Source organism: Bifidobacterium subtile, from assembly GCF_000741775.1.
GTDB lineage: Bacteria > Actinomycetota > Actinomycetes > Actinomycetales > Bifidobacteriaceae > Bifidobacterium > Bifidobacterium subtile.
The window spans coordinates 65767-85122 of the sequence record NZ_JGZR01000008.1; the positions used below are offsets into that span (position 1 = coordinate 65767).

At 61.9% G+C, this 19356-nt stretch carries 15 protein-coding genes, 1 tRNA gene and 2 pseudogenes; 3 read left to right on the forward strand and 15 right to left on the reverse strand.

The features are described 5' to 3' along the window. Positions 1-20: 20 nt before the first annotated feature. The gene (locus tag BISU_RS08480; RefSeq protein WP_024464232.1) at positions 21-626 is read right to left on the reverse strand and encodes a hypothetical protein; all 606 of its coding nucleotides are present in this window, start codon (positions 624-626) and stop codon (positions 21-23) included. Positions 627-737: 111 nt separating this feature from the next. On the opposite strand from BISU_RS08480, the gene radA reads away from it, so the two are divergent. Beyond that, complete coding sequence (gene radA / locus BISU_RS08485) at positions 738-2162, forward strand: DNA repair protein RadA (RefSeq protein WP_024464231.1); 1425 nt, start codon at positions 738-740, stop codon at positions 2160-2162. A gap of 87 nt (positions 2163-2249) precedes the next feature. Here radA and BISU_RS08490 read toward each other — a convergent pair whose 3' ends face one another. From BISU_RS08490 to BISU_RS08505, 4 genes are all read right to left on the reverse strand, one after another. Continuing rightward, a complete protein-coding gene (locus BISU_RS08490) occupies positions 2250-3167 on the reverse strand; it encodes an ABC transporter substrate-binding protein (RefSeq protein ID WP_024464230.1) in 918 nt (305 codons plus the stop codon). A gap of 147 nt (positions 3168-3314) precedes the next feature. Beyond that, positions 3315-3989 (reverse strand): ABC transporter permease, encoded by a 675-nt coding sequence (locus tag BISU_RS08495; RefSeq protein ID WP_024464229.1) that lies wholly within the window; start codon positions 3987-3989, stop codon positions 3315-3317. Next, entirely contained in the window at positions 3986-4723 is a 738-nt protein-coding gene (locus BISU_RS08500) for an ABC transporter permease (RefSeq protein WP_024464228.1), read from the reverse strand. Before BISU_RS08500 ends, BISU_RS08495 begins: the two co-directional genes overlap by 4 nt. Before the next feature lies 1 nt (position 4724). Next, on the reverse strand, positions 4725-5546 hold the full coding sequence (locus BISU_RS08505; protein WP_024464227.1) for an ABC transporter ATP-binding protein: 822 nt from the start codon (positions 5544-5546) through the stop codon (positions 4725-4727). Between the two features lie 393 nt (positions 5547-5939). On the opposite strand from BISU_RS08505, the gene BISU_RS08510 reads away from it, so the two are divergent. Next, positions 5940-7358, forward strand: coding sequence for a dihydrolipoyl dehydrogenase family protein (locus BISU_RS08510; RefSeq protein WP_024464226.1), 1419 nt, complete (start codon positions 5940-5942; stop codon positions 7356-7358). A gap of 136 nt (positions 7359-7494) precedes the next feature. On the opposite strand, the gene BISU_RS08515 is transcribed toward BISU_RS08510, so the two are convergent. From BISU_RS08515 to nusA, 8 genes and pseudogenes are all read right to left on the reverse strand, one after another. Further along, positions 7495-8082 (reverse strand): NAD(P)H-dependent oxidoreductase, encoded by a 588-nt coding sequence (locus BISU_RS08515; RefSeq protein WP_024464225.1) that lies wholly within the window; start codon positions 8080-8082, stop codon positions 7495-7497. A 76-nt stretch (positions 8083-8158) separates the two neighbouring features. Beyond that, positions 8159-8932: a TetR/AcrR family transcriptional regulator gene (locus tag BISU_RS08520; protein WP_024464224.1), complete on the reverse strand. Its 774-nt coding sequence runs from the start codon at positions 8930-8932 to the stop codon at positions 8159-8161. Positions 8933-9575: 643 nt separating this feature from the next. After that, entirely contained in the window at positions 9576-10778 is a 1203-nt protein-coding gene (locus BISU_RS08525; protein WP_024464223.1) for a riboflavin kinase, read from the reverse strand. 44 nt (positions 10779-10822) lie between these two features. Beyond that, positions 10823-11929 carry a tRNA pseudouridine(55) synthase TruB gene (gene truB, locus BISU_RS08530; protein WP_024464222.1) on the reverse strand — a complete coding sequence of 369 codons (1107 nt, stop codon included), beginning with the start codon at positions 11927-11929 and terminating at the stop codon, positions 10823-10825. 296 nt (positions 11930-12225) lie between these two features. Beyond that, positions 12226-12705 (reverse strand): annotated as a pseudogene (gene rbfA / locus BISU_RS13210) (30S ribosome-binding factor RbfA); the annotation flags it as partial. Positions 12706-12978: 273 nt separating this feature from the next. Further along, positions 12979-15834 carry a translation initiation factor IF-2 gene (gene infB, locus BISU_RS08540; protein ID WP_404801792.1) on the reverse strand — a complete coding sequence of 952 codons (2856 nt, stop codon included), beginning with the start codon at positions 15832-15834 and terminating at the stop codon, positions 12979-12981. Continuing rightward, a pseudogene (locus BISU_RS13570) lies at positions 15826-15912 on the reverse strand (translation initiation factor IF-2 N-terminal domain-containing protein); the annotation flags it as partial. The gene infB and the pseudogene BISU_RS13570, both read right to left, overlap by 9 nt. Positions 15913-16203: 291 nt before the next feature. Then, positions 16204-17307, reverse strand: a complete 1104-nt coding sequence (gene nusA, locus BISU_RS08545) for a transcription termination factor NusA (RefSeq protein WP_024464219.1) — start codon at positions 17305-17307, stop codon at positions 16204-16206. An 80-nt stretch (positions 17308-17387) separates the two neighbouring features. Between nusA and BISU_RS08550 the strand changes: the two genes are divergently transcribed. Further along, the gene (locus BISU_RS08550) at positions 17388-18275 is read left to right on the forward strand and encodes a hypothetical protein (protein ID WP_152599238.1); all 888 of its coding nucleotides are present in this window, start codon (positions 17388-17390) and stop codon (positions 18273-18275) included. A gap of 79 nt (positions 18276-18354) precedes the next feature. Here BISU_RS08550 and BISU_RS08555 read toward each other — a convergent pair. Then, positions 18355-18440, reverse strand: a tRNA-Ser gene (locus BISU_RS08555). A gap of 77 nt (positions 18441-18517) precedes the next feature. Next, positions 18518-19312 (reverse strand): transglutaminase domain-containing protein, encoded by a 795-nt coding sequence (locus BISU_RS08560; RefSeq protein ID WP_024464217.1) that lies wholly within the window; start codon positions 19310-19312, stop codon positions 18518-18520. Positions 19313-19356: the final 44 nt, after the last annotated feature.

The following is a 19356-nucleotide window of genomic DNA, read 5'->3' on the forward strand; positions in this document are numbered from 1 at the left end:
GTAGCTCGGCTGCAACTCGGTTACAGCGGGAATTTCTGGTAGAGTCGCTCGACCGAATCCTTCGCGCCGGTGGCTTGGAATACCACGGTATCGTTCTGCCAGAGAGCCACGGCGTTCTTCGCATTCGCAGGATCGGTTTTGACCGAGTAGCTGCCGGTGGCATTGCCGGAAACCTTCACGCTGCCCGCGCCGAGTTCCTGGCCCGTCATAGCCGCAGCCAACGCGTCATATTGGCCCTTGGCACCGTCCGCACCTGACCACTGCGCCACAATGACCCTGACATCCTGCGCCTCATTGCCTGTCGAATAGGTCAGCGTGTATTCCTCGATCGGCGAGGAACCGGTCCAGCTCGCGCTGGGCGCGGCTTCGGTCCGCGCAAAATTCAGCACGCTGTCAGGCATGGCCTTGAGCAGTTCGCTCGCACCGTCGGGCAGCGGTTTCGCCTTGATGCTCGGCGTCGTCGGCGCCTCGGTGCTCTTCTGATTTGCGGAAGGGCTTCCGGCCTTGTTCAGCGCCCAGCCGGGCCAGATGAAAGCCGAGAGCAGCGCGAGGATGATGACCAGTGCGGCCACGACGACAACGGCGATAAGACGGCCATGAGAAGAGGAGGATTCGCTTTTCGACATGGCTCCGATTATCGCACAGCGGATTGACGCGGCTAGGCACGCCGATTGCCGCAAGCGGGGAGAGCGTAAGACGCCTGACGATGTCTGGAAACTTCGCTAGCGTGAAGGATCATGGCGAAAAGCACGACGCAGTATGTATGCACAGAATGCGGCTGGAGCGGACCGAAATGGTACGGCCGCTGCCCTCAGTGCGGCCAATGGGGCACCATCGAGGAATTCCATGAGGCCCGGCCTGCTGCCTCCACACGCACAGCGGCGCCGGGACGCACTTCGCGAACGTTGGCGAATCATTCCGGCGATCTTGGCGCTATGCCTATCACCAAGGTCGACACCCGCAATGTGCAGCGCATACCAACCGGTTTCGGCGAGTTCGACCGGGTGCTCGGCGGCGGCATCGTCCCCGGTTCGGTCGTGCTGGTTGCCGGCGAGCCGGGCATCGGCAAATCGACGCTGCTGCTGGAGACCGCGGGGCATGTCGCGCGTTACGTGGCGCACGGCCAATCGCCTAGATCAGTGCTGTACATATCCGGCGAGGAATCGCAGGCCCAGGTCAGGATGCGGGCTTCGCGCATCGAGGCTGTCGAGGAGAACCTGCTGCTGGCCTCCACCACCGATCTGTCCGCCGCGCTCGGCCTGATCGAGCAGGAGAAGCCGGCATTGGTCATCGTCGATTCGGCGCAGACCATCGTCTCGCAGGAAGTCGACGGCATCGCCGGCGGCTCCACGCAGGTGCGCGAAGTCGCCAGCGCTTTGATCGACAGCGCGAAGACCATGGATATCCCGGTGTTTCTGGTGGGCCATGTGACCAAGGACGGCTCGATCGCCGGCCCGCGCACGCTGGAACACGTTGTGGACGTCGTCTGCCAGTTCGAGGGCGACGCGCAGACCGCGCTGCGCATGCTGCGCGCCGTGAAGAACCGCTTCGGACCGACCGATGAGGTCGGCTGCTTCGATATGAGCGGCGACGGCATCGAAGAGGTGCGCGACCCTTCGGGGCTGTTCCTGTCGACTTCGGATCAGCCGACCGAAGGCACCTGCGTCACCTTCACCTTGGACGGGCATCGCAGCCTGCCCATCGAAGTGCAGGCGCTGGTGACCGCGACGGCGCTGCCCTCGCCCCGTCGCGCCACTAACGGCATCGATTCGAACCGCTTGGCGATGCTCATCGCCGTGCTCTATAAACATGGTCACGTGAATCTTCTGGCCAAGGACGTCTACGTTTCGACCATCGCCGGCGGGCTGGCGAAGGAGCCCGGCTGCGACCTGGCTATCGTTTCCGCGCTGGCGAGCGCCGCCACGTCACGCCCGATTGCACGCACCACCTGCGCAATCGGCGAAATATCGCTCACCGGCCAGGTGCGCCCGATCCCCCGTCTCGCGCATCGCCTGGCCGAGGCGGCACGACTGGGCTTTACTACGGCGATAGTGCCGCCGATGCGCCAACGCGCCAACGTCGCCGCGCCTGCCGGACTGCATGTGGTCGAAGTGACTTCGCTGCGCGATGCTTTGGGAGCCTTGGGCGTGTCGACACGATAAGACTTCGCCAAGGGACCGAACGAGAACGATACCCCTTGCACTATCGCGGCCCGCAGATGAGGCGAACCCGTGCCGCGACGCGACTTGTCAGTTGAGCTTGTTGTCGGCAAGCCATGCCTTGGCGATGACGGATGGCGACTCCTGCTTGACGGTGCTGCGCACATTGAGGGAGATCAGACTCGCCGGCGTGAGCTTCGCGCTCACCGCATTGATCGTGGGAGCCACCTTGTCGGCAATGCTCTTGTTTGCCAGCGGCACCACGTTCGAGGCGAGAATCAGCGCTTTGGGGTCCTTCAGCACCACCAGATTGCGGGTCTGGATATTCGGGTCGGCCGTGAACACATCGGCGACGTTGATGGTCCCCGCCGCCAGGTCCTCGACCGTCGTCTGCCCGGTCGCGGAGAAGTCGACGGAGATGCCATAGGTCTTCTTCAGTCCTTTCGGACCGTACGGCCTGTCTGCAAGCTCGGGCTGCCCGCCGAGAGTAAGCTTTTCGCTCACCTTCGCCAGATCGGCGATCGAGCTGAGCTGATATTTGTCGGCAAAGGCCTTGGTGACCGTATAGGAATCCTGATCAGTGGCCGAAGCCTGATCAAGCACGGTGAGGCTGCTTGGCAAAGCCTTCTTCAGCGCCGCGTAGACCGCCTCCGAAGAACTCACCGCAGCCTTGCTGTCGACGTATTGCAGCAGATTGCCGGTGTATTCGGGGAACAGGCTGATCGCGCCGCTTTTCACCTGGGGCATGTATGCATCGCGCTGACCGATGTTGAATTGGCGTTTGACGCTGAAGCCCTTTCCCTCGAGCGCTTGGGCGTAGATCTCCGCGATGATTTCGTTGGAATAGTAGGCTTGCGATCCGATGACGATCGTGTCGGATGAAGCGGCAGCGCCGGAACTGGAGCCGGAAAGCGGATTGCCGGAGCCGCACCCGGCCAGAATGAGCATGGCCGAGACGATGGCAGCAGCCAAAACCGTACGCAAACTGCGAAAACGTTGATGAAGCATGATTTTCTTCTCTCTGTACTTGTTTTCCTGAATTGATTGCATTCCCGATACTGGTATTCCTGAATTGCCTGCGTTCCTACTTTGGACGATGATCAGTCAAGTATATTGGGACTTCAATAATGCTTGAAATTTCAAGCTTTTAGCGGATTATGACGCGGCCCGCGCTCCTTTGGGAACAACGGCCCGCTGGATGGCGGCAAGCAGCGCGTCAAGCGCCAGGGCGAGCAAGGCGACGAGCAGCGAGCCGCCTAGCACCATATCGTAGCGTTGCAACGCAATGCCGGTGATGATCGGCAGGCCAAGCCCGCCGAGATTGACGTAGGCGGCGATGGTGACCGTGGACACGACTTGGAGCACAGCCGATCGCAGTCCTCCTACGAGCAGCGGCAAGCCAAGCGGTATTTCGACTTTCCGCAGAATCTGCCATTCCGACATGCCTGCGGCACGGGCCGCATCGATGACGCTGCGGTCAACTGCCTCGCACCCGGTATAGGCGCCGGCCAGCAATGACGGAATCGCAAGAAGCACAAAGGTGATGCCTCCGGCGGCAGGTTTGTGAAGCACGCCCAGCAGAAGAACGAGCAGAATCAGCAGCCCGAACGAGGGAATGGCCCGCGCCGCGCCGGAAATCGCCACCGCGATCTCGCGCCCATGGCCCGTATGACCGATCGTCCAGCCGGCCGGAATGGCTATGAGCGCTGCAATGGCAATCGGTATGGCGGTAAGATACAGCTGCTGGAACAGCAGCAGCGACAATGCGCCAGCTCCCTGCCATTGAGCTGGCGCGAACAGCCAGGCCATCGCGTCGGATACCAGATTCATCGAAGCTCCTCCGATCTCGCTGGCGTAGACGCTGGCGTTCGCGAAGTTTGCGAGGCTTGCAGGGTTCGCGTCGTCGATATCTGTCTGCGGGTTCGAGCGTGCGAAGCATGCGTCCACGGCATCACCAGGCGACCGACGCACAGCAAAATCAAGTCGATCACGACCGCGATGACAGCGACCGCGACGATGCCGGCGAGAACCTCTGCGATGATTCTTCGCTGCAGCCCGTCGGTAAACAGGTAGCCGAGATTGGTGACGCCAACCAGAATGCCAACCGTAGCCAGCGAAATCGTGCTCACGGCGGCGACGCGCACGCCGGCGAGAATGACCGGGCCCGCCAATGGCAGGTCCACAGTCCAGAACCGGCGTGTGGAACCGTATCCGATTGCAGTAGCCGCCTCTCTGGCGCTGGCGTCAACCGAGTCAAGCCCTTCGACCACCGCGCGTACCATAATCGCGATCGCGTATATGGTCAGCGCCACAATCAGATTGACCTCGCTCGTGGCCGGGTACCCGATGGCGACCGGCAGGATCAGCAGCAGCGCCAGCGAGGGAATCGTGTAGAGCACTCCGGTTGCGGTCAGTATCGTCGAGCGCAGCCAGCGCACGCGCCATGCCGCCCATCCCAGCGGCAATGAGAGCGCGAAACCAGCCACGATGGCGATCAGGCTCTGCTGCAGGTGATCTGCCGTCAGCGACACGATCAGCGCAAGGTTGTTCAGCGTCCAGGCCATATCACGAACCGTTCTCGACCAGCACGCCGCGCATGCGGCCGTTGCCGTCGACCAGCACCCGGCCGGTCTCGGTCTCGCGGATGCGCAAGGCCCGGGAGCCATGATCCGCGCCGATGAACTCGGCTACGAAATCATTGGCCGGATGCTCGATGATCTCATTGGCGGACCCCACTTGTTCTCTATGAGCGCCGGCGGTAAGAATCACCACCTGATCGCCAAGCAGAAACGCCTCATCGATGTCATGGGTGACGAATACGACCGTTTTGCCCAGCTCTCGCTGCAGTCTGGACAGCTCGCGCTGCAGCTCGGCGCGAACGATCGGATCCACCGCGCCAAACGGTTCATCCATCAACAGAATATTCGGGTCGGCCGCCAGTGCGCGGGCCACGCCCACCCGCTGCTGCTGACCGCCCGAAAGCTGGCTCGGATACCGATCGGCTATCGCAGGATCAAGACCGACCACGCTCATCAGCTCCAACGCGCGAGTATGCGCCGCGCGACGCGTGCTTCCCAGCAGCCTAGGCACTGTCGCGATATTGCGCGCAACAGTGAAATGAGGCAGCAGCCCGGCATTCTGCATGACGTAGCCGATGTGGCGGCGCAGCGTCACTGCCGGCTGGTCCGCTACGTCTTCCCCGTCGATCGACACAGTTCCGGAAGTCGGCTCCACCATGCTGTTGATCATGCGCAGCAGCGTCGTCTTTCCGCATCCCGAAGAGCCTACCAGCACGGTTATCTTGCGGGAAGGGATAACCAGATTGAAATCCTTCACCGCCACTGTGCCGTCTGAGAATTGCTTGCTCACATGCGTGTATTCGATCACGCGGCCCCTCCTGAACTGTTGAATGTGAATTGTTGAATGCCGTCACCGTGACGATGCGCGCGAACCACCTTCAGCCTTCATACGCCTGCAGTTATGCATGTAATCCAGAGTGCGCCGACTTCGGCAAGCCTGTTTCGCCCACCCTATCCCCATCACGGCCGATCATCAACTTCTTCGCTAAGGGATAAGACCTTCATGCCCGCCGGTATTCTGGAAGCATATACACCAATATGCGGCACATGCATTGGTCCATGAATCCAGGTCGATGCCAGATGTGAATCGCGGCAACCGCGTGCTCCTGCACATGCGCCTCGGCAATGGCATATCTCAGCCAAGACGCCTCGCACAGCCCGCATTGACAACCCGGCACTGCTGCCAACGAAGGAGACAACTGTGACATCACCAACATCAACGAATAAGCGCCCATACGACTATGATGTGATCGTCATCGGCAGCGGCCCGGTCGGCGAGAATGTGGCCGATTATGCGACGAAGCAAGGTGCCAAGGCGGCAGTCATCGAATCCGAACTGGTCGGCGGAGAATGCTCGTATTGGGCATGCATGCCATCGAAGGCGCTTTTGCGCAGCGCCGACGCGATCCGCGCAGCACGGCGGCTGCCCGGCGCACGCGAAGCGATCACCGGCGACATCGACGTTTCTGCCGTGCTGCGCAGACGTTCGTCGTTCACCAGCGAATGGAAGGATGACGGCCAGGTATCGTGGCTTGAATCCGCGGGCATCGAACTGATTCGAGGCTACGGCCGGTTGACCGGTCCCCACCGGGTCATGGTGGGCGAACGTACGTACACGGCAGGCGCGGTTGCGCTGGCGACCGGCTCGGTTCCGGTGGTGCCGGATATTCCAGGTCTCGCTCAGTCGGCTCCTTGGGGCACCCGCGAGGCGACCGCCGCCGAGCATATTCCCCCGCGACTGATCGTGCTCGGCGGCGGACCGGCCGCGCTGGAGCTGGCGTTCGCCTTTTCCTCGCTCGGCTCGCAGGTCACAGTGCTGGCCCATAGTGCCCTCCTGCGGCACGAAGAGCCGTTCGCAGGCGAATATCTCAGGAAAGCGATGGAAGACGATGGCATTGGCATACGCTGCGACACCACACCGGCACGCGTCGAGCGAAACGAGAGCGGCTTGGTCACCGCAACATTGGACGACGGCGAGCGCATCACGGCGGAAGAGATTCTGGTGTCCACCGGACGACGGCCGAATACCGACGACATCGGCCTTGACAGCGTTCATCTCGGCGCGAAGCTTGCGGTGGATGACACGATGCTGGTTCGGGGCACCGACTGGCTGTACGCGGTCGGCGATGTGAACGGCCGCGCACTGCTCACTCACCAAGGGAAATATCAGGCGCGGGCTGCGGGCGAGGCCATCGCGGCTCGCATCCAGGGCCGACCGGTTTCGAACGAGCCATGGGGCCGGCATGTTGCCACGGCCGACCATGTAGCCGTTCCCCATGTGGTGTTCACCGATCCGCAAGTGGCGAGCGTCGGGCTCACTGAGGATCAAGCGCATAGCAAAGGGCTGCGCATACGGGCCGTCGATTATGATCTCGGCGCAGTCGCCGGCTCCTCCCTGCACGCCGATGGATACACCGGACGCGCGAAAATCGTCGTCGACGAAGAACGCCATGTGATTGTCGGCGCGACATTCGTTGGCCAGGATGTCGCGGAATTGCTGCAGTCTGCGACGATTGCGATTGTGGGCGAGGTCACGATCGACAGATTGTGGCATGCCGTTCCTTCGTACCCGACGATCAGTGAGATCTGGCTCAGGCTGCTCGAAGCCTACGGACGGTGAACGAATTCATCGCAGGCCGCTCTGCGCCTAGCGTGACACGGCTCGAACTGGGGGGGACTGGAATAGTCTCTTTTCGGCCCTTTACTCCCCCAGCAGGACCCCACTTCACGCGACATGCTCCTTGCTCTCGTGATGCTTATTCGAACTGCATCGTCGCGATTTTGGCGAGATGCCGTTTGCGCTGCTGGGGCGTGGACGCGGTGATGCCGCCGAAGTTGATCCAGCGCCGATGCTGCATGCCGAGCTGCTTGAGCGTCTGGTTGATGAAGATCCGTTTGACGCCGTCGCCAAGGAACAGGCGGAAGAAAAGCGTCGGTGAGGTGGATGTGGTGAGCACGTAGGTGTGCTTGATGTTGGTCAGCTCCCCTTGGACGCCGAAGCGGCCTATCGTGTGGCTCAGTCCCTCGCCCTCCTTCATCACCTTGTCGATGAAGCCTTTGAGCATGCCGGGAATCGAATTCCACCAGATCGGCGTAATAAACACTGCCGTATCGGCCCTGCGCAGCATGCTCAGATAGGCGCTCACCTGTGGGTCGTGCGTGTCGCCTTCATGGAACAGCCGCAGCTCCTCGGCGTCGTAGGCGGGATTGAAACCTTCGTCGTGCAGATCGATGACATGCGTCTCGTGGCCCTGTTCGTTCAGCGCCTCGACGACGGTGCGCAGCACGGCATGATTGAAACTTCGCTCATACGGATGACAATAGATAACGACTACGTTGCTCATAGCAGCTCCTTTGTTGCGGTTGTTGGTTTGTCGTAGTTGCTGGTTGCGAATGAAGGAACGTTTGGATATCGGCAGCTCATTTGGCTGCGTGTTTGCGTGCATCCGGCGGCGGCGAAGGCGCCGAAGGTTCTGGAGATGGTTTGCCAAGCAGTCGCATCAGCGCTTCGCGAAGCATGCTTGCGTCGTACTCCGCGACGCCTCGCATGATGAGATTGCCATAGCCTTGGATGAACGCCCATATCTGCACAAACAGCTGCTTCGGATCGACGGATGCATCGTAGCGTTCGCATAGTCGAGCGCATATGCCGAGCAAGGTGGCGAGAAAGCGCGGCGTTTCGACTGCGCCGGGCTGCTTTGTTGCCATGCCGTACAACGGCCCGAAGAAAAGAAATTCCACGCCATACGGGTCGTCGCGCATCAACTGCAGCAGCCTATCCGCGATTCCCAAAAGGATTTCGACATTGCTATCTGCGGCGTCGCTGCCTGCATTGACATTGCTGGCGGCACCCCTGTCTTCAATGTCGTCATGGTCGCCATCACTTGCGACATCACTCGTTGAGATATCGCTGATTGCCGTATTGCCGCTCGCGGCAACGCTACCGCCGGATGGCCTTTCGCCCTTATCCGCAACTGAGGGCACAACCGCATCGTTGATAATCTGCGACATCTCATAGCCTGCAGCGTTCAACAGCTCTTCTTTGGACTCGAAATGCCGGTACACCGAGCCGGTCGTCAGCCCGAGCTCCGCCGCAAGCGAGCGTAACGATACCTGCCCATACCCGTGCTCGCGTATGTCGCGAACCGCCTGGTCGACAATGCGCTTACGGGTTTCGCTGCCTCGTGCCGTCATGAAGCCTCCAAACGATAACAGTGTTATCTGATAACACTGTTATCGTAACATACTTTTGCCCCATTGCAGATTTTGCAGCATTCGAGCTCTCTGCACTTTGCCGCACATGGTCGCGTATGTATTATTGCAGCGCGTAGCTCACGGCGTTTGCCCAACTGATATGGGATCGCAACTGCTTCGCGGAATCAATTAAGCAGATTCACGGGAAACATGCAGTCGCATGCGCCGAATCGGTCATACGTCAATGCTCAAGAATGGCGTCATTCCGCCAAAACAGTGTCTGCGGAATGTGCAGGAACGTGCTGGCTACTTTGCCAAGTGCTTAATAGACGAAAAAACTGCTTAATAAGCGTTGCTCCAGGGCTGTTATCAGCATAATGGTCGTTTCCACGCTATGGCTGTTCAGTACAGACTGTTCAACACGTCTATTAGGCAGTTTTTTCGTCTATTAGGCAGATGCGAAAGTATATGCTCCCTGCGCCCATTGCCCGATGCCTGCAATTCCGCCATTCCTGAATGCAAGACGACGGTGCGGAGAAGCTTGTTCGAGCAGTCCTGCACCGAAATGTGCCTAATAAATGACGAATAGTGCGTTCATAGGGTAAAACAATGGCGAAGCATCAGGGATTCAGGCACGATGAAGTCAGGACGCTTGCGTCGTCAGCGCCAAAGTGTGCTCCACATCGCCGGCAAGCGCCGCCTTGAGCTCGTCGATGCCGTCGAACTTGATCTGCGGACGCAGGAAGCCGGCGAACTCGACCCGCAGCATATGCCCATACAGATCGAGCTGCTTGTCGGTTATGGCATAGGCTTCCACTACGCGCTCGTTGATTCCGGTTGCCTCGCTGAAGGTCGGCTTGGTGCCGATGGATATGGCTGCGGGCCAGCGCCATGCGGAGTGCGCGGACAGGCGCATTTCTTCGCTCGGAGCTGCGAGCTCATCGGATTGCCCAGGCTTGCCCAAATCGACCACCCACCCGGCGTAGACGCCATCAACGGGTATATAGCCCTCGACGGACTGGCCGAGATTCGCCGTGGGGAAGCCAATACGGTCGACGCCGCTGCTTTCGCCATGCACCACCGTGCCCTCGATGCCGTGCAGACTCCCGAGCACCTGATTCGCGGCCTTGATGCGCCCTTGCGAGAGCAGGTAGCGCACGTTGGACGAGCTCCACACGCGCACTTTGCGGCCCTGATGGTCCTTGCTCCATGCGCGCAGCTCGGCCTTGGTCATGCCGTCGGTCGGGTCGGCGGGTTCTCCCGGACCAAGCGGCGCCTGCGGAACGATGTCGGCCGGGACGCGCACGTAGCCTGGGCCTCGATCGCCCACGACATCCAGTTCGAACACGCCGGTGGCCTGGGCAAGGTTCTCGATGGCCTTGACGTCACCGGTGCGGTTCGCGCCCATAGCGGCGTCCGCGCCCAGTACGATCGTGCGCATGCCGAGCTTGCCGACCAGCTGACCGAGGAAGAAACGGAATGATTTCGCGGCGAAGGCCAGCGAGTAGCGCACGACCAGCACCTGGTCGATGCCCAGCTCGCGCATCACGCGTATGCGCTGGCTGGCCGAGGTCAGCGCCCCGGTATCGCGGAAGTCGGGGCCCGGCTCGCTGTTGTGGTGCGTGGCGGCGTAATGATGCACGACGCCCGGGCGCGGGTCGAACATGATGACCACGGAGAAGGATTTGGTTGCCTTGGCTAGCTGAACCACCCGCTCGATTACCCCGCGATGGCCCAAATGCATGCCGTCGAATCCGCCGACCGTGACCACGGCTTTCTTGGTTTTGCTTAAGGTGGGCCAGTCGACCAAGCCGTTAGCGTCAGGTGTCAAAGTGGTGATATTCATAAGTCCTCGTCAAGTCGTGTACCGGCGTCAACAATACCAGCGAATCAATCCGCAGGGAAGACGGCCACCGGCTTGGCGATGCCTGCGTCGGCGTCGCCAGCCGGCTCGAGAATCGCGATCACCTCGCCACTGGGCTGCACGTATGCGGCCGTCGGCGCATCAATGCGCACGTGCACCTCGATGCGCCTGCCGAAGCGCAGGTCGCGAGCCTGCGCCTCGGTTATCGCGATGCTCGGCATAGCGGCCTTCGCCGCCTCAAGCATCGGCATCGCGCATGAACGCAATCCGTCCGCGTCACAGTCGAATACTGCCTTGTTGCGCGTGACCTCGTGGCCTTCCCGGCCGATGTAGGTTCTGGCGACAGCGCGGGCAGGCATAACATGCGGCGCAGTGACATCGAAATCGCCGATGCGGGTGCGGCGCAAAGCAGTCAGGTGCCCGCCGACGCCGAGTTCGCGCCCGAGGTCGCGGCCAAGAGCGCGTATATAGGTGCCTGCCGAGCAGGTGACCCGCACGTCAAGGTCGATCAGATTGCCATGCGGAGCTGTTGTCGTTCCCGGCGCCGCCGTTGCGGTTTCCGGTTCCGCCGCTGCCGCCGTCCGTGCTCTGAAAGCTGTTTCAGGAGCTGGACTCGCAGTCGTGCTGGACACTCGTCGCATGTCAAGAACGTCGAAGGCGCTGACCGTAATCGACCGGGCTTTCAGTTCGACGTCCACGCCTTGCCGAGCAAGGTCGTAGGCGCGTTTGCCGTCGATTTTGATGGCGGAGTAAATGCTTGGCACTTGGTCGATCACACCGATGAAACGCTCCCGAATGACCTGCTCAATCGTTGCTTGGTCGATCGACTCGCAATCAGGCAGCGGATCAGCCGCAATCGGCTCGCCTTCGGCGTCGTCGGTCGTCGTCGCCACGCCCAGCCGAATCGTCGCCTCGTAGGTCTTGTCGTGCCCCACGATGACATTGAGCAGCCGCGTGGCGTGGCCAAATCCAACGATCAGCACGCCGGTGGCCATCGGGTCAAGCGTTCCGGCGTGTCCGACCCGCTTGATGTGCAGCATCGAACGCACCGCAGCCACCACGTCATGGCTGGTCACGCCCCGTGGCTTGTCGATGACGAGGAGGCCGGAACCGAGCTGAGACGTTGGAGCCATGCCCCGGCTCACGCTTCGCGCACCGGCAGCGAACCAGAATCGGCATCGTTGCCCGCAGCATTCTCGTCCATGGTGTCGTCAGCGACCGTATCGTCGGAATCGGAGTCGACTTCGCCGAAGCCCTCATCCTCGCTCACGGCATTGTCATCCGCGTCGCCATTGGCGCCTAAGCTATCTGCATCGGCGCTATCGTCAATGCTGTCGCTATCTAGGTCGTCGAAATCAACACCGCCGATCGCGCCGGCGAAACCGGCTCCGTAGCCATCGGCACCGTCAAAGCCGCCGAATCCACCGGCATCATCGGATTCGTCGAATTCATCGCCGGATTCGTCATCCGCTGGTTCGTCGCCGTGCCGATAGGGGTCTTCCTCCCCGGCATACCGTGCGTTGGCACGCGCCTTGGCGAGTTCCTCATCGCGCTTGCGGGCCGCAGCGAGGATGTCCTCGATCTCGTGCGCCTCGCTGGGCACCTCGTCATAGATGAACTGCAGCTCCGGCGTGAGCCGCAGCCCGGCCTTCGCGCCGACGGCAGCGCGCAGCCGGCCCTTGGCCTGCCGCAACGCCTGGGTGGCGCGCTTGCGCTCCCCTTGCTCCTTGCCATCGTCGCCCAGCTGGGTCCAGAAGACCCGGGCAAGCTGCAGGTCGTTGGTGACCCGCACCTCGGTGATGGTCACATTCTCCAAGCGCTTGTCATGCAACTGGGTCTCGATGGACGCAGCGATAACGCGCTGAACGAGTTTGGCAATACGCGCCGCCCGAGGATTAGTTCCCGCCATATCAATTCCTTACATAGAGGGCATCAAGATTATTGAACCAAAAAGATCAGAGGGCTTTTATTCCCCTCCACAAACACCATCGCCAACCGTTCATGCATACAGTAAAATGAACGGCATTTAATCCATAAAGGGACTCTCTATGAAAAACGAGCTGCGTTTGGAAAGGAGGGGCATTGTCAGACCGTATGACCGGCCGAGCGGCTTTGGAGCGTGTCGGACAATGCCCCTCCTTTCCAAACGCAGCGGATAACCTACACAGTCACCGCTAACGGACTACTTCCGCTCGATCTCCTGCATTTCGAAGGTTTCGATGATGTCGCCCACTTCGATGTCGTTAAAGGTGCCGAGGTTGATGCCGGCCTCGTAGCCTTCCTTGACCGACTGCACGTCGTCCTTGAAGCGACGCAGCGAGGAGATCTCCAGGTCGTTGACCGTGGCGACGCCGTCGCGCAGGATGCGGCACTTCGTGCCCCGCTTGACTTCGCCGTCCTGCACCAGGACGCCGGCGATGTTGCCGAACTTGGAGGAACGGAAGATCTCGCGGATCTCGGAATGCGAGGTCGTAACCTCCTCATACTCCGGTTTGAGCATGCCCTTGAGCGCGGCCTCGATGTCTTCGATGGCCTTGTAGATGATCGAGTAGTACTTGATCTCCACGCCTTCGTGCTCGGCCAGATCGGCGACCTGACGGTTCGGACGCACGTTGAAGCCGATGATGACGGCCTTGTCGACGGTCGCCAGGTTGACGTCGTTCTGCGTGATCGCGCCGACGCCGCGGTGGATGACCTGGATGCCGACCTCGTCGGAGACCTCGATCTTCATCAGGGAGTCTTCCAGCGCCTCGACGGAACCGGAGGAATCGCCCTTGATGACGATGTTGAGCATATCCACCTCGGATTTGGCGAACTGCTCTTTGAGGCCTTCGAGAGAGACGATCTTGCGGCGCTTGGCCAGCTGCGCGGCACGCTCGCTCGCCTGACGCTTCTCGGCGATCTGGCGTGCGGCGCGGTCGTCCGAGGCCACGAGGAACAGGTCTCCTGCGGTTGGCACGGAGGTGAGTCCCAGCACCTGAACCGGCGTGGAAGGCGCGGCTTCCTTCATCTGGATGCCGTTCTCGTCCATCATCGCGCGGACGCGACCATAGGAGGTGCCTGCCACGATGGCGTCGCCGACATGCAGCGTGCCGGATTGCACCAGCACGGTCGCCACAGCGCCGCGGCCCTTGTCGAGGCGGGCCTCGACGGTCGCTCCGCGGGCGTCCATATCCGGGTTCGCCTGCAGATCGAGCTCGGCGTCGGCCGTGAGCAGCACGGCTTCGAGGAGCTTGTCGACGTTGGTTCCCTGCTTCGCCGAGATGTCGACGAACATGGTGCTGCCGCCGTATTCCTCGGGCACGAGGCCGAATTCGGTGAGCTGCCCGCGCACCTTTTCGGGGTTGGCTCCGGGCACATCGATCTTGTTGACCGCCACGACGATCGGCACATCGGCCGCCTGCGCGTGGTTGATGGCCTCGACGGTCTGCGGCATCACGCCGTCATCCGCGGCCACGACCAGAATCGCGACATCGGTCAGTTCGGCGCCACGCGCGCGCATGGCAGTGAAGGCCTCGTGGCCAGGGGTGTCGAGGAAGGTGATCTTGCGGTCGGCGCCCTCGAGATCCACGGTCACCTGATAAGCGCCGATGCGCTGGGTGATGCCGCCGGCCTCGCGCTCGACGACCTTGGTCTTGCGGATCGTGTCGAGCAGTCGGGTCTTGCCGTGGTCGACATGGCCCATGACGGTGACCACCGGCGGGCGGGGCTGAAGATCCTCGCTGTCCTGATGCTCCTCGTCGTCCAGGTTGATGTCGAACTGCTGCAGCAGCTCCTTGTCTTCCTCTTCGGCCGAGACGATCTGGATGTTCCAGCCGATCTCCTCGCCCAGAATCTGGAAGGTGGACTCGTCCAAGGACTGCGTGGCCGTGGCCATTTCTCCCAAGTGGAAGAGCACAGTCACCAAAGCCGCCGGGTTGACGTTGATCTTCTCAGCCAGGTCGGAGAGCGTGGCGCCCTGGCGCAGGCGGATGATCTGCCCATGGCCTGCCGGGATGCGCACGCCGCCGATGACCGGCGCTTTGATCTCTTCGAAATCATGACGCTTCGCAAGACGGTTCTTGCGCGACTTGGAGGATCTGCCTCCCTGACGACCGAACGCGCCTGCAGTGCCGCCGCGTCCGCGACCGCCGCCACGCGAGGGGCCGTTATTCGTGGTGCCGGAAGCGCCTTGGAAGCCGCCGCCGGTGTTGCTGCCGCCTCCGAAGCGACCAGTGCCGGTGCCGGTGCGACCTTGGGTCGCGCCACCGGTCTGGCCGGGGCGGTTGTGGCCCCACTGACCTGGCCTGGCTGCTCCCCCTTGGCCGCCCTGCCCAGGACGACCTCGGAAACCGCCTCGACCTCCCTGACCGCCTTGGCCGGGACGGCCTTTGCCGCGACCGTTGCTGACCGTCGGACGAGCCATCGGATGAGGACGCGGTATATCGCCTGGCGTAGGCGTATGCATGCCCTGCTTGCGGCTGAAGGGATTGTTGCCAGGACGAGGCCCGGATGCCGAATGGGTGCGCGGCTGCGCATCGGAAGCGCCCGGCTGCTGGCCTCGTGGCGCTGCTGGGTGCGGCGCATGGCCGCCGCCGTTGCCGTTATCGCCATTGCCGTGCAAACGACCCGGACGGGGCACCGACTGGGATGCGGAACGCTGACGGTTGCGATCGCGATCGCGATCGCCTGGACGCGCCTGACGTCCGGAACCGCTCTGCTCCTGCCTGCGCTGGGACGAAGAACCGGCCGGTTTCGGCGCATTCGAGCGCGATGAACCTGGCTTGGGACCATCACCCTGCCTTGCTGCGGGCGAGGGCGTCGCCGACGTATGCTGGGCCGAACCATGCGAGCCCGGCGCGTGCGGCGTTGCTGATGTATGCGTATGCGACGCTGCTGCATGCGGTGCGGTAGCGGTCTTGCCCGCGTTGGGCTTTGCCTTGTCACGGGTGCCCGCGGAAGCCTGCTGATGCGCATCAGCTCCTGCGAAGGCATTCTTCAATCGGCGCACAACCGGTGCCTCGACCGTCGACGAGGCGGATTTGACGAACTCCCCCATGTCCTTGAGCTTCTCAAGGACAGCCTTGCTGTCGACGCCAAGGTCCTTGGCTAGTTCATATACGCGCTGTTTTGCCACTCAGTTTTCTCCTAATTCCAGTGACCGCGCGTACATGCGCGGTCAGCTTTCGATGACGGCGAGCCTACCCTGTTTCATCGTGCGACCATGATTGCGTTACCTCGTCTCCATGCCACGAAGCGCATGCGGTGTGCATACGCTCGCGAATTACCGCATTCAGCATACTCGAGACGCTGGATTGCGTCCATCAATGCATAATGCGACCATGTGTTGCCGGCGCAGCGGCAGCGCATTCGTCCCGGCTGACTGCGCTCAGCAGCGTCAACCGTCAATGCGCCCCCGATGCGCCCGTCAAGCCTTGCTGTTGTCCTGCGGCTCGGCGTCCTGTTGCTCGGTGCTGCCGGGATCGGCGCTCTGCTGCTCCGCGCTTTTCCGCTCGGCAGCCTCCTTGGCCGCATGCGCCTCGCTGGATTCGATGCCGATCTTCCAGCCGGTGAGTTTGGCGGCGAGGCGGGCGTTCTGCCCCTCCTTGCCGATGGCCAGCGAAAGCTGATCGTCATGGATGTAGGCGATGGCCGTCTTGTTCTTCTCGCTGACGACGTGCACGCCGGTCGCCACCGCAGGAGAAAGCGCCGAAGCGACGAACTGCGCGGGATCCTTGGACCAGTCGACGATGTCGATCTTCTCCGGTCCCAGATTCTCCATCACCGCGCGAACGCGAGCGCCTCCCGGGCCGATCAGCGCACCCTTGGGATTGACGCCCTCCGTGTTCGCATGCACGGCGATCTTCGTGCGAGCGCCCGCCTCACGCGCAATGGCCATAATCGACACGGCTCCGGAGACCAGCTCAGGAACCTCGCGTTCGAACAGCCGGCGCACCAGCTCGGGGTGGGAGCGCGAGACGATGATCTCCGAGCCCTTGAGCCCGCGCGCCACGTTGACGACGTAGACGCGAATGCGCTCGCCGTGGCGGTATCGCTCGCCCGGCACCTGCTCGCGCTTGGGCAGAATGGCCTCCACGTCGCCCACGGCGACATGCACATTGGCCGGATCCTTGACGTCCTGCTGCACGACTCCGGTGATCAGCTTGCCGCGCTGGCCGGAGAAGGCTCCGAAGATCTTCTCGTCCTCGGCACTGCGGAACAGCTGACTGATGACTTGGCGGGCCGTAGCCGCCGCAAGCCGTCCGAAGCCCTTGGGCGTGTCGTCGTATTCCTCGCCGAGTTCGGGAATCGGGTGGGGGTTGTCCTCGGTGGGCTCGACCTCGGTCTCGTCACGCGCCCACACCGTGAAGGTGCCTGCGCGATCATCGAGTTCGATGCGAGCGTGTTTCGCGGATTTCGGTGTTTTGAGATAGGCGAGGCGCAACGCTTCGGCAAGCGCGGCGTCCACCGTTTCGGCATCTATTCCCTGTCCAGCAGCCAGTTGGTGAATACCCGTCAGGTCCAATTGCATGGTGCAAGACCTCCTATGAAGTTATTTAGCCGAGCGCTTGTGCCCTACTTGGTCATAATCCTTCACTATCCTAATGGTCTATGCAGACACGCTCCACCCACTTCATGCACAGCGAACGACACTTCGTGCGCGCCCTTGCCGGTGCGCTGGTAGGGTGTCTGCTGCTCTCGTCGGCGGGATGCGCAGCCCCGCAGCTGACGGCACGGGTCGAAGAGAGCAGGGCCGCAAACCCGTGCGTCCGAGCGTACCGATCGGCCAGCAGCGCGCAAGCCATGATGGCCGGTCACAATCCGCGCCTGCTGCGATTTCTTGCGTCCGTCGCTTCCGGCAGCCAATGGACCGAAGTGGCCGCGGCATGCCCACAGCGTTTCGCCGAAGGCACCATACGCGCGGCGCAGACGCAGCATCTTGCGCATGTTCTGGCGCCTTCCGTAGGCGGATCATACGCCGACCCCGCCGCGACAGCGCATCGCGGCGGACTTGACGACATCGCACGATTGCAGGCCAGCGCCGATGCGCTTCTGGCCGCGGTCCTGGCCGAGGATCGGGCTGGTTTCGCAGTCGAAGTCCTTGCCGCGCGCGGCGTGTCGAACGCCACGCTGATGCTCAGCGATGATCACAAGGCCACTGCTTCGCGGTTGTTCTCGCTGGCATCCGCGGTGTCCGAGGCATCGCCCGATGCCGATGGGGCGACGCGCATCAAAGACCCTCGGCAGAAGGTCTACTCCGTCAAGCAGCTGCTCGCCAATCACAATACGATCATCGACCAAAGCACTGGTCTGCGCGTGCCGACGCTAGCCGCGGTCGAAATCGACTGTGCACGCGAGGAGATTGCGGGCGCGAGCGGTCAGAGTTCGGATGCGACGCACGTTGATGGTCTGCGAACGCTTTCGCGATTGGCCTCTTCGCGTGTCGAGCAGGCACTGAACTACGGCTACCCGTCCTTCGATGACGCGCTGTTCTCGTGAACACGGGCCATCGGCACCGCAGCATCCGCGCCACGCTGAAAAAGTAAAAGCCCCTCGGGGTGGAATCCGAAGGGCTTAGCGGATGAGGCGAGATTCGAACTCGCGGAGGGGTTCGCCCTCACACGCTTTCGAGGCGTGCTCCTTCGACCGCTCGGACACTCATCCACATTGCACAAGGCAACTTGTTTATTATACGACGAAGAGCGAATCGCGCAAGTCAATGCTGTGTCGCGTCGCAAAACCTACTGTTCGTGCACCGAAGCGTTGACCCACTGGCTCTGGCTGACGTTGTCGCCGGAGAAGATGCCGATGTCGAGCATGCAGTCGCGGTAATCGCGGCCGTGGGCGATGGTGATGTAATTGTCGTCTACCATGCGGTTATGCGTCGGGTCCAGCCCGATCCAGCGCCCGTCATGGTACACCTCGGTCCACGCATGAGTCGCGCCCTCGCCGCCGAGCAGGCCGGCGATATAGCGCGCGGTCAGGCCGAGATGCCTGCACACGGCGAGCATGACGTGCGCGTAGTCCTGGCACACGCCCGTGCCCTGAGTGAGCGCCTGCTCCGCCGTAGTGCGAATCGTGGTGGCTCCCGGCGTGTAGGTGAACGCGCGGAACACTTCGCCCATCACCACTTGGGCCTGTTCGACGGCTGTGGCATCGCCGCCCAGCTCAGCCAGCTTGGCGCTGCACGTCGCGATCATGGCCGCGAGCGAAGGCCCTGGCACGGTCAGCGCGGAGTCGAAGCGATAGAGCGGCTTGTAGGGCTCCGGCTTGGTGTTTTCGGTATCGACGAATGCGATGCCTTTGACCGAATAGTTGAAAATAGAATGTGCCTGCCGGATATAACCGGTCTTCACCACGGCATCGAAGGCATCGATCGTGGTCTCCAATTCGGCGGCAGGCTCCATGCCGACCTCGACATCCACCACCTGCTGGCGTGGGCCGGAGACGGGAACGCAGCGCAACTGGAAACGGTGGTCCGTGACGGGAGAGCTGAACGACAGCTTCATCTCGTAATCAAACTCCAATTTCTTCATTGATATCGGCTCCTCGAATTCGGCCTAAGCCGCGAATACTTCCC

Coding starts and splice junctions, on each gene's coding strand:
- BISU_RS08480 (WP_024464232.1), bottom strand. CDS start 626: ATGTCGAAAAGCGAATCCTCCTCTTCTCATGGCCGTCTTATCGCCGTT.
- nusA (WP_024464219.1), bottom strand. CDS start 17,307: ATGCAATTGGACCTGACGGGTATTCACCAACTGGCTGCTGGACAGGGA.
- BISU_RS08550 (WP_152599238.1), top strand. CDS start 17,388: ATGCAGACACGCTCCACCCACTTCATGCACAGCGAACGACACTTCGTG.
- BISU_RS08515 (WP_024464225.1), bottom strand. CDS start 8,082: ATGAGCAACGTAGTCGTTATCTATTGTCATCCGTATGAGCGAAGTTTC.
- BISU_RS08520 (WP_024464224.1), bottom strand. CDS start 8,932: ATGACGGCACGAGGCAGCGAAACCCGTAAGCGCATTGTCGACCAGGCG.
- radA (WP_024464231.1), top strand. CDS start 738: ATGGCGAAAAGCACGACGCAGTATGTATGCACAGAATGCGGCTGGAGC.
- BISU_RS08560 (WP_024464217.1), bottom strand. CDS start 19,312: ATGAAGAAATTGGAGTTTGATTACGAGATGAAGCTGTCGTTCAGCTCT.
- infB (WP_404801792.1), bottom strand. CDS start 15,834: ATGGGGGAGTTCGTCAAATCCGCCTCGTCGACGGTCGAGGCACCGGTT.
- truB (WP_024464222.1), bottom strand. CDS start 11,929: ATGGCTCCAACGTCTCAGCTCGGTTCCGGCCTCCTCGTCATCGACAAG.
- BISU_RS08500 (WP_024464228.1), bottom strand. CDS start 4,723: ATGGCCTGGACGCTGAACAACCTTGCGCTGATCGTGTCGCTGACGGCA.
- BISU_RS08490 (WP_024464230.1), bottom strand. CDS start 3,167: ATGCTTCATCAACGTTTTCGCAGTTTGCGTACGGTTTTGGCTGCTGCC.
- BISU_RS08525 (WP_024464223.1), bottom strand. CDS start 10,778: ATGAATATCACCACTTTGACACCTGACGCTAACGGCTTGGTCGACTGG.
- BISU_RS08495 (WP_024464229.1), bottom strand. CDS start 3,989: ATGAATCTGGTATCCGACGCGATGGCCTGGCTGTTCGCGCCAGCTCAA.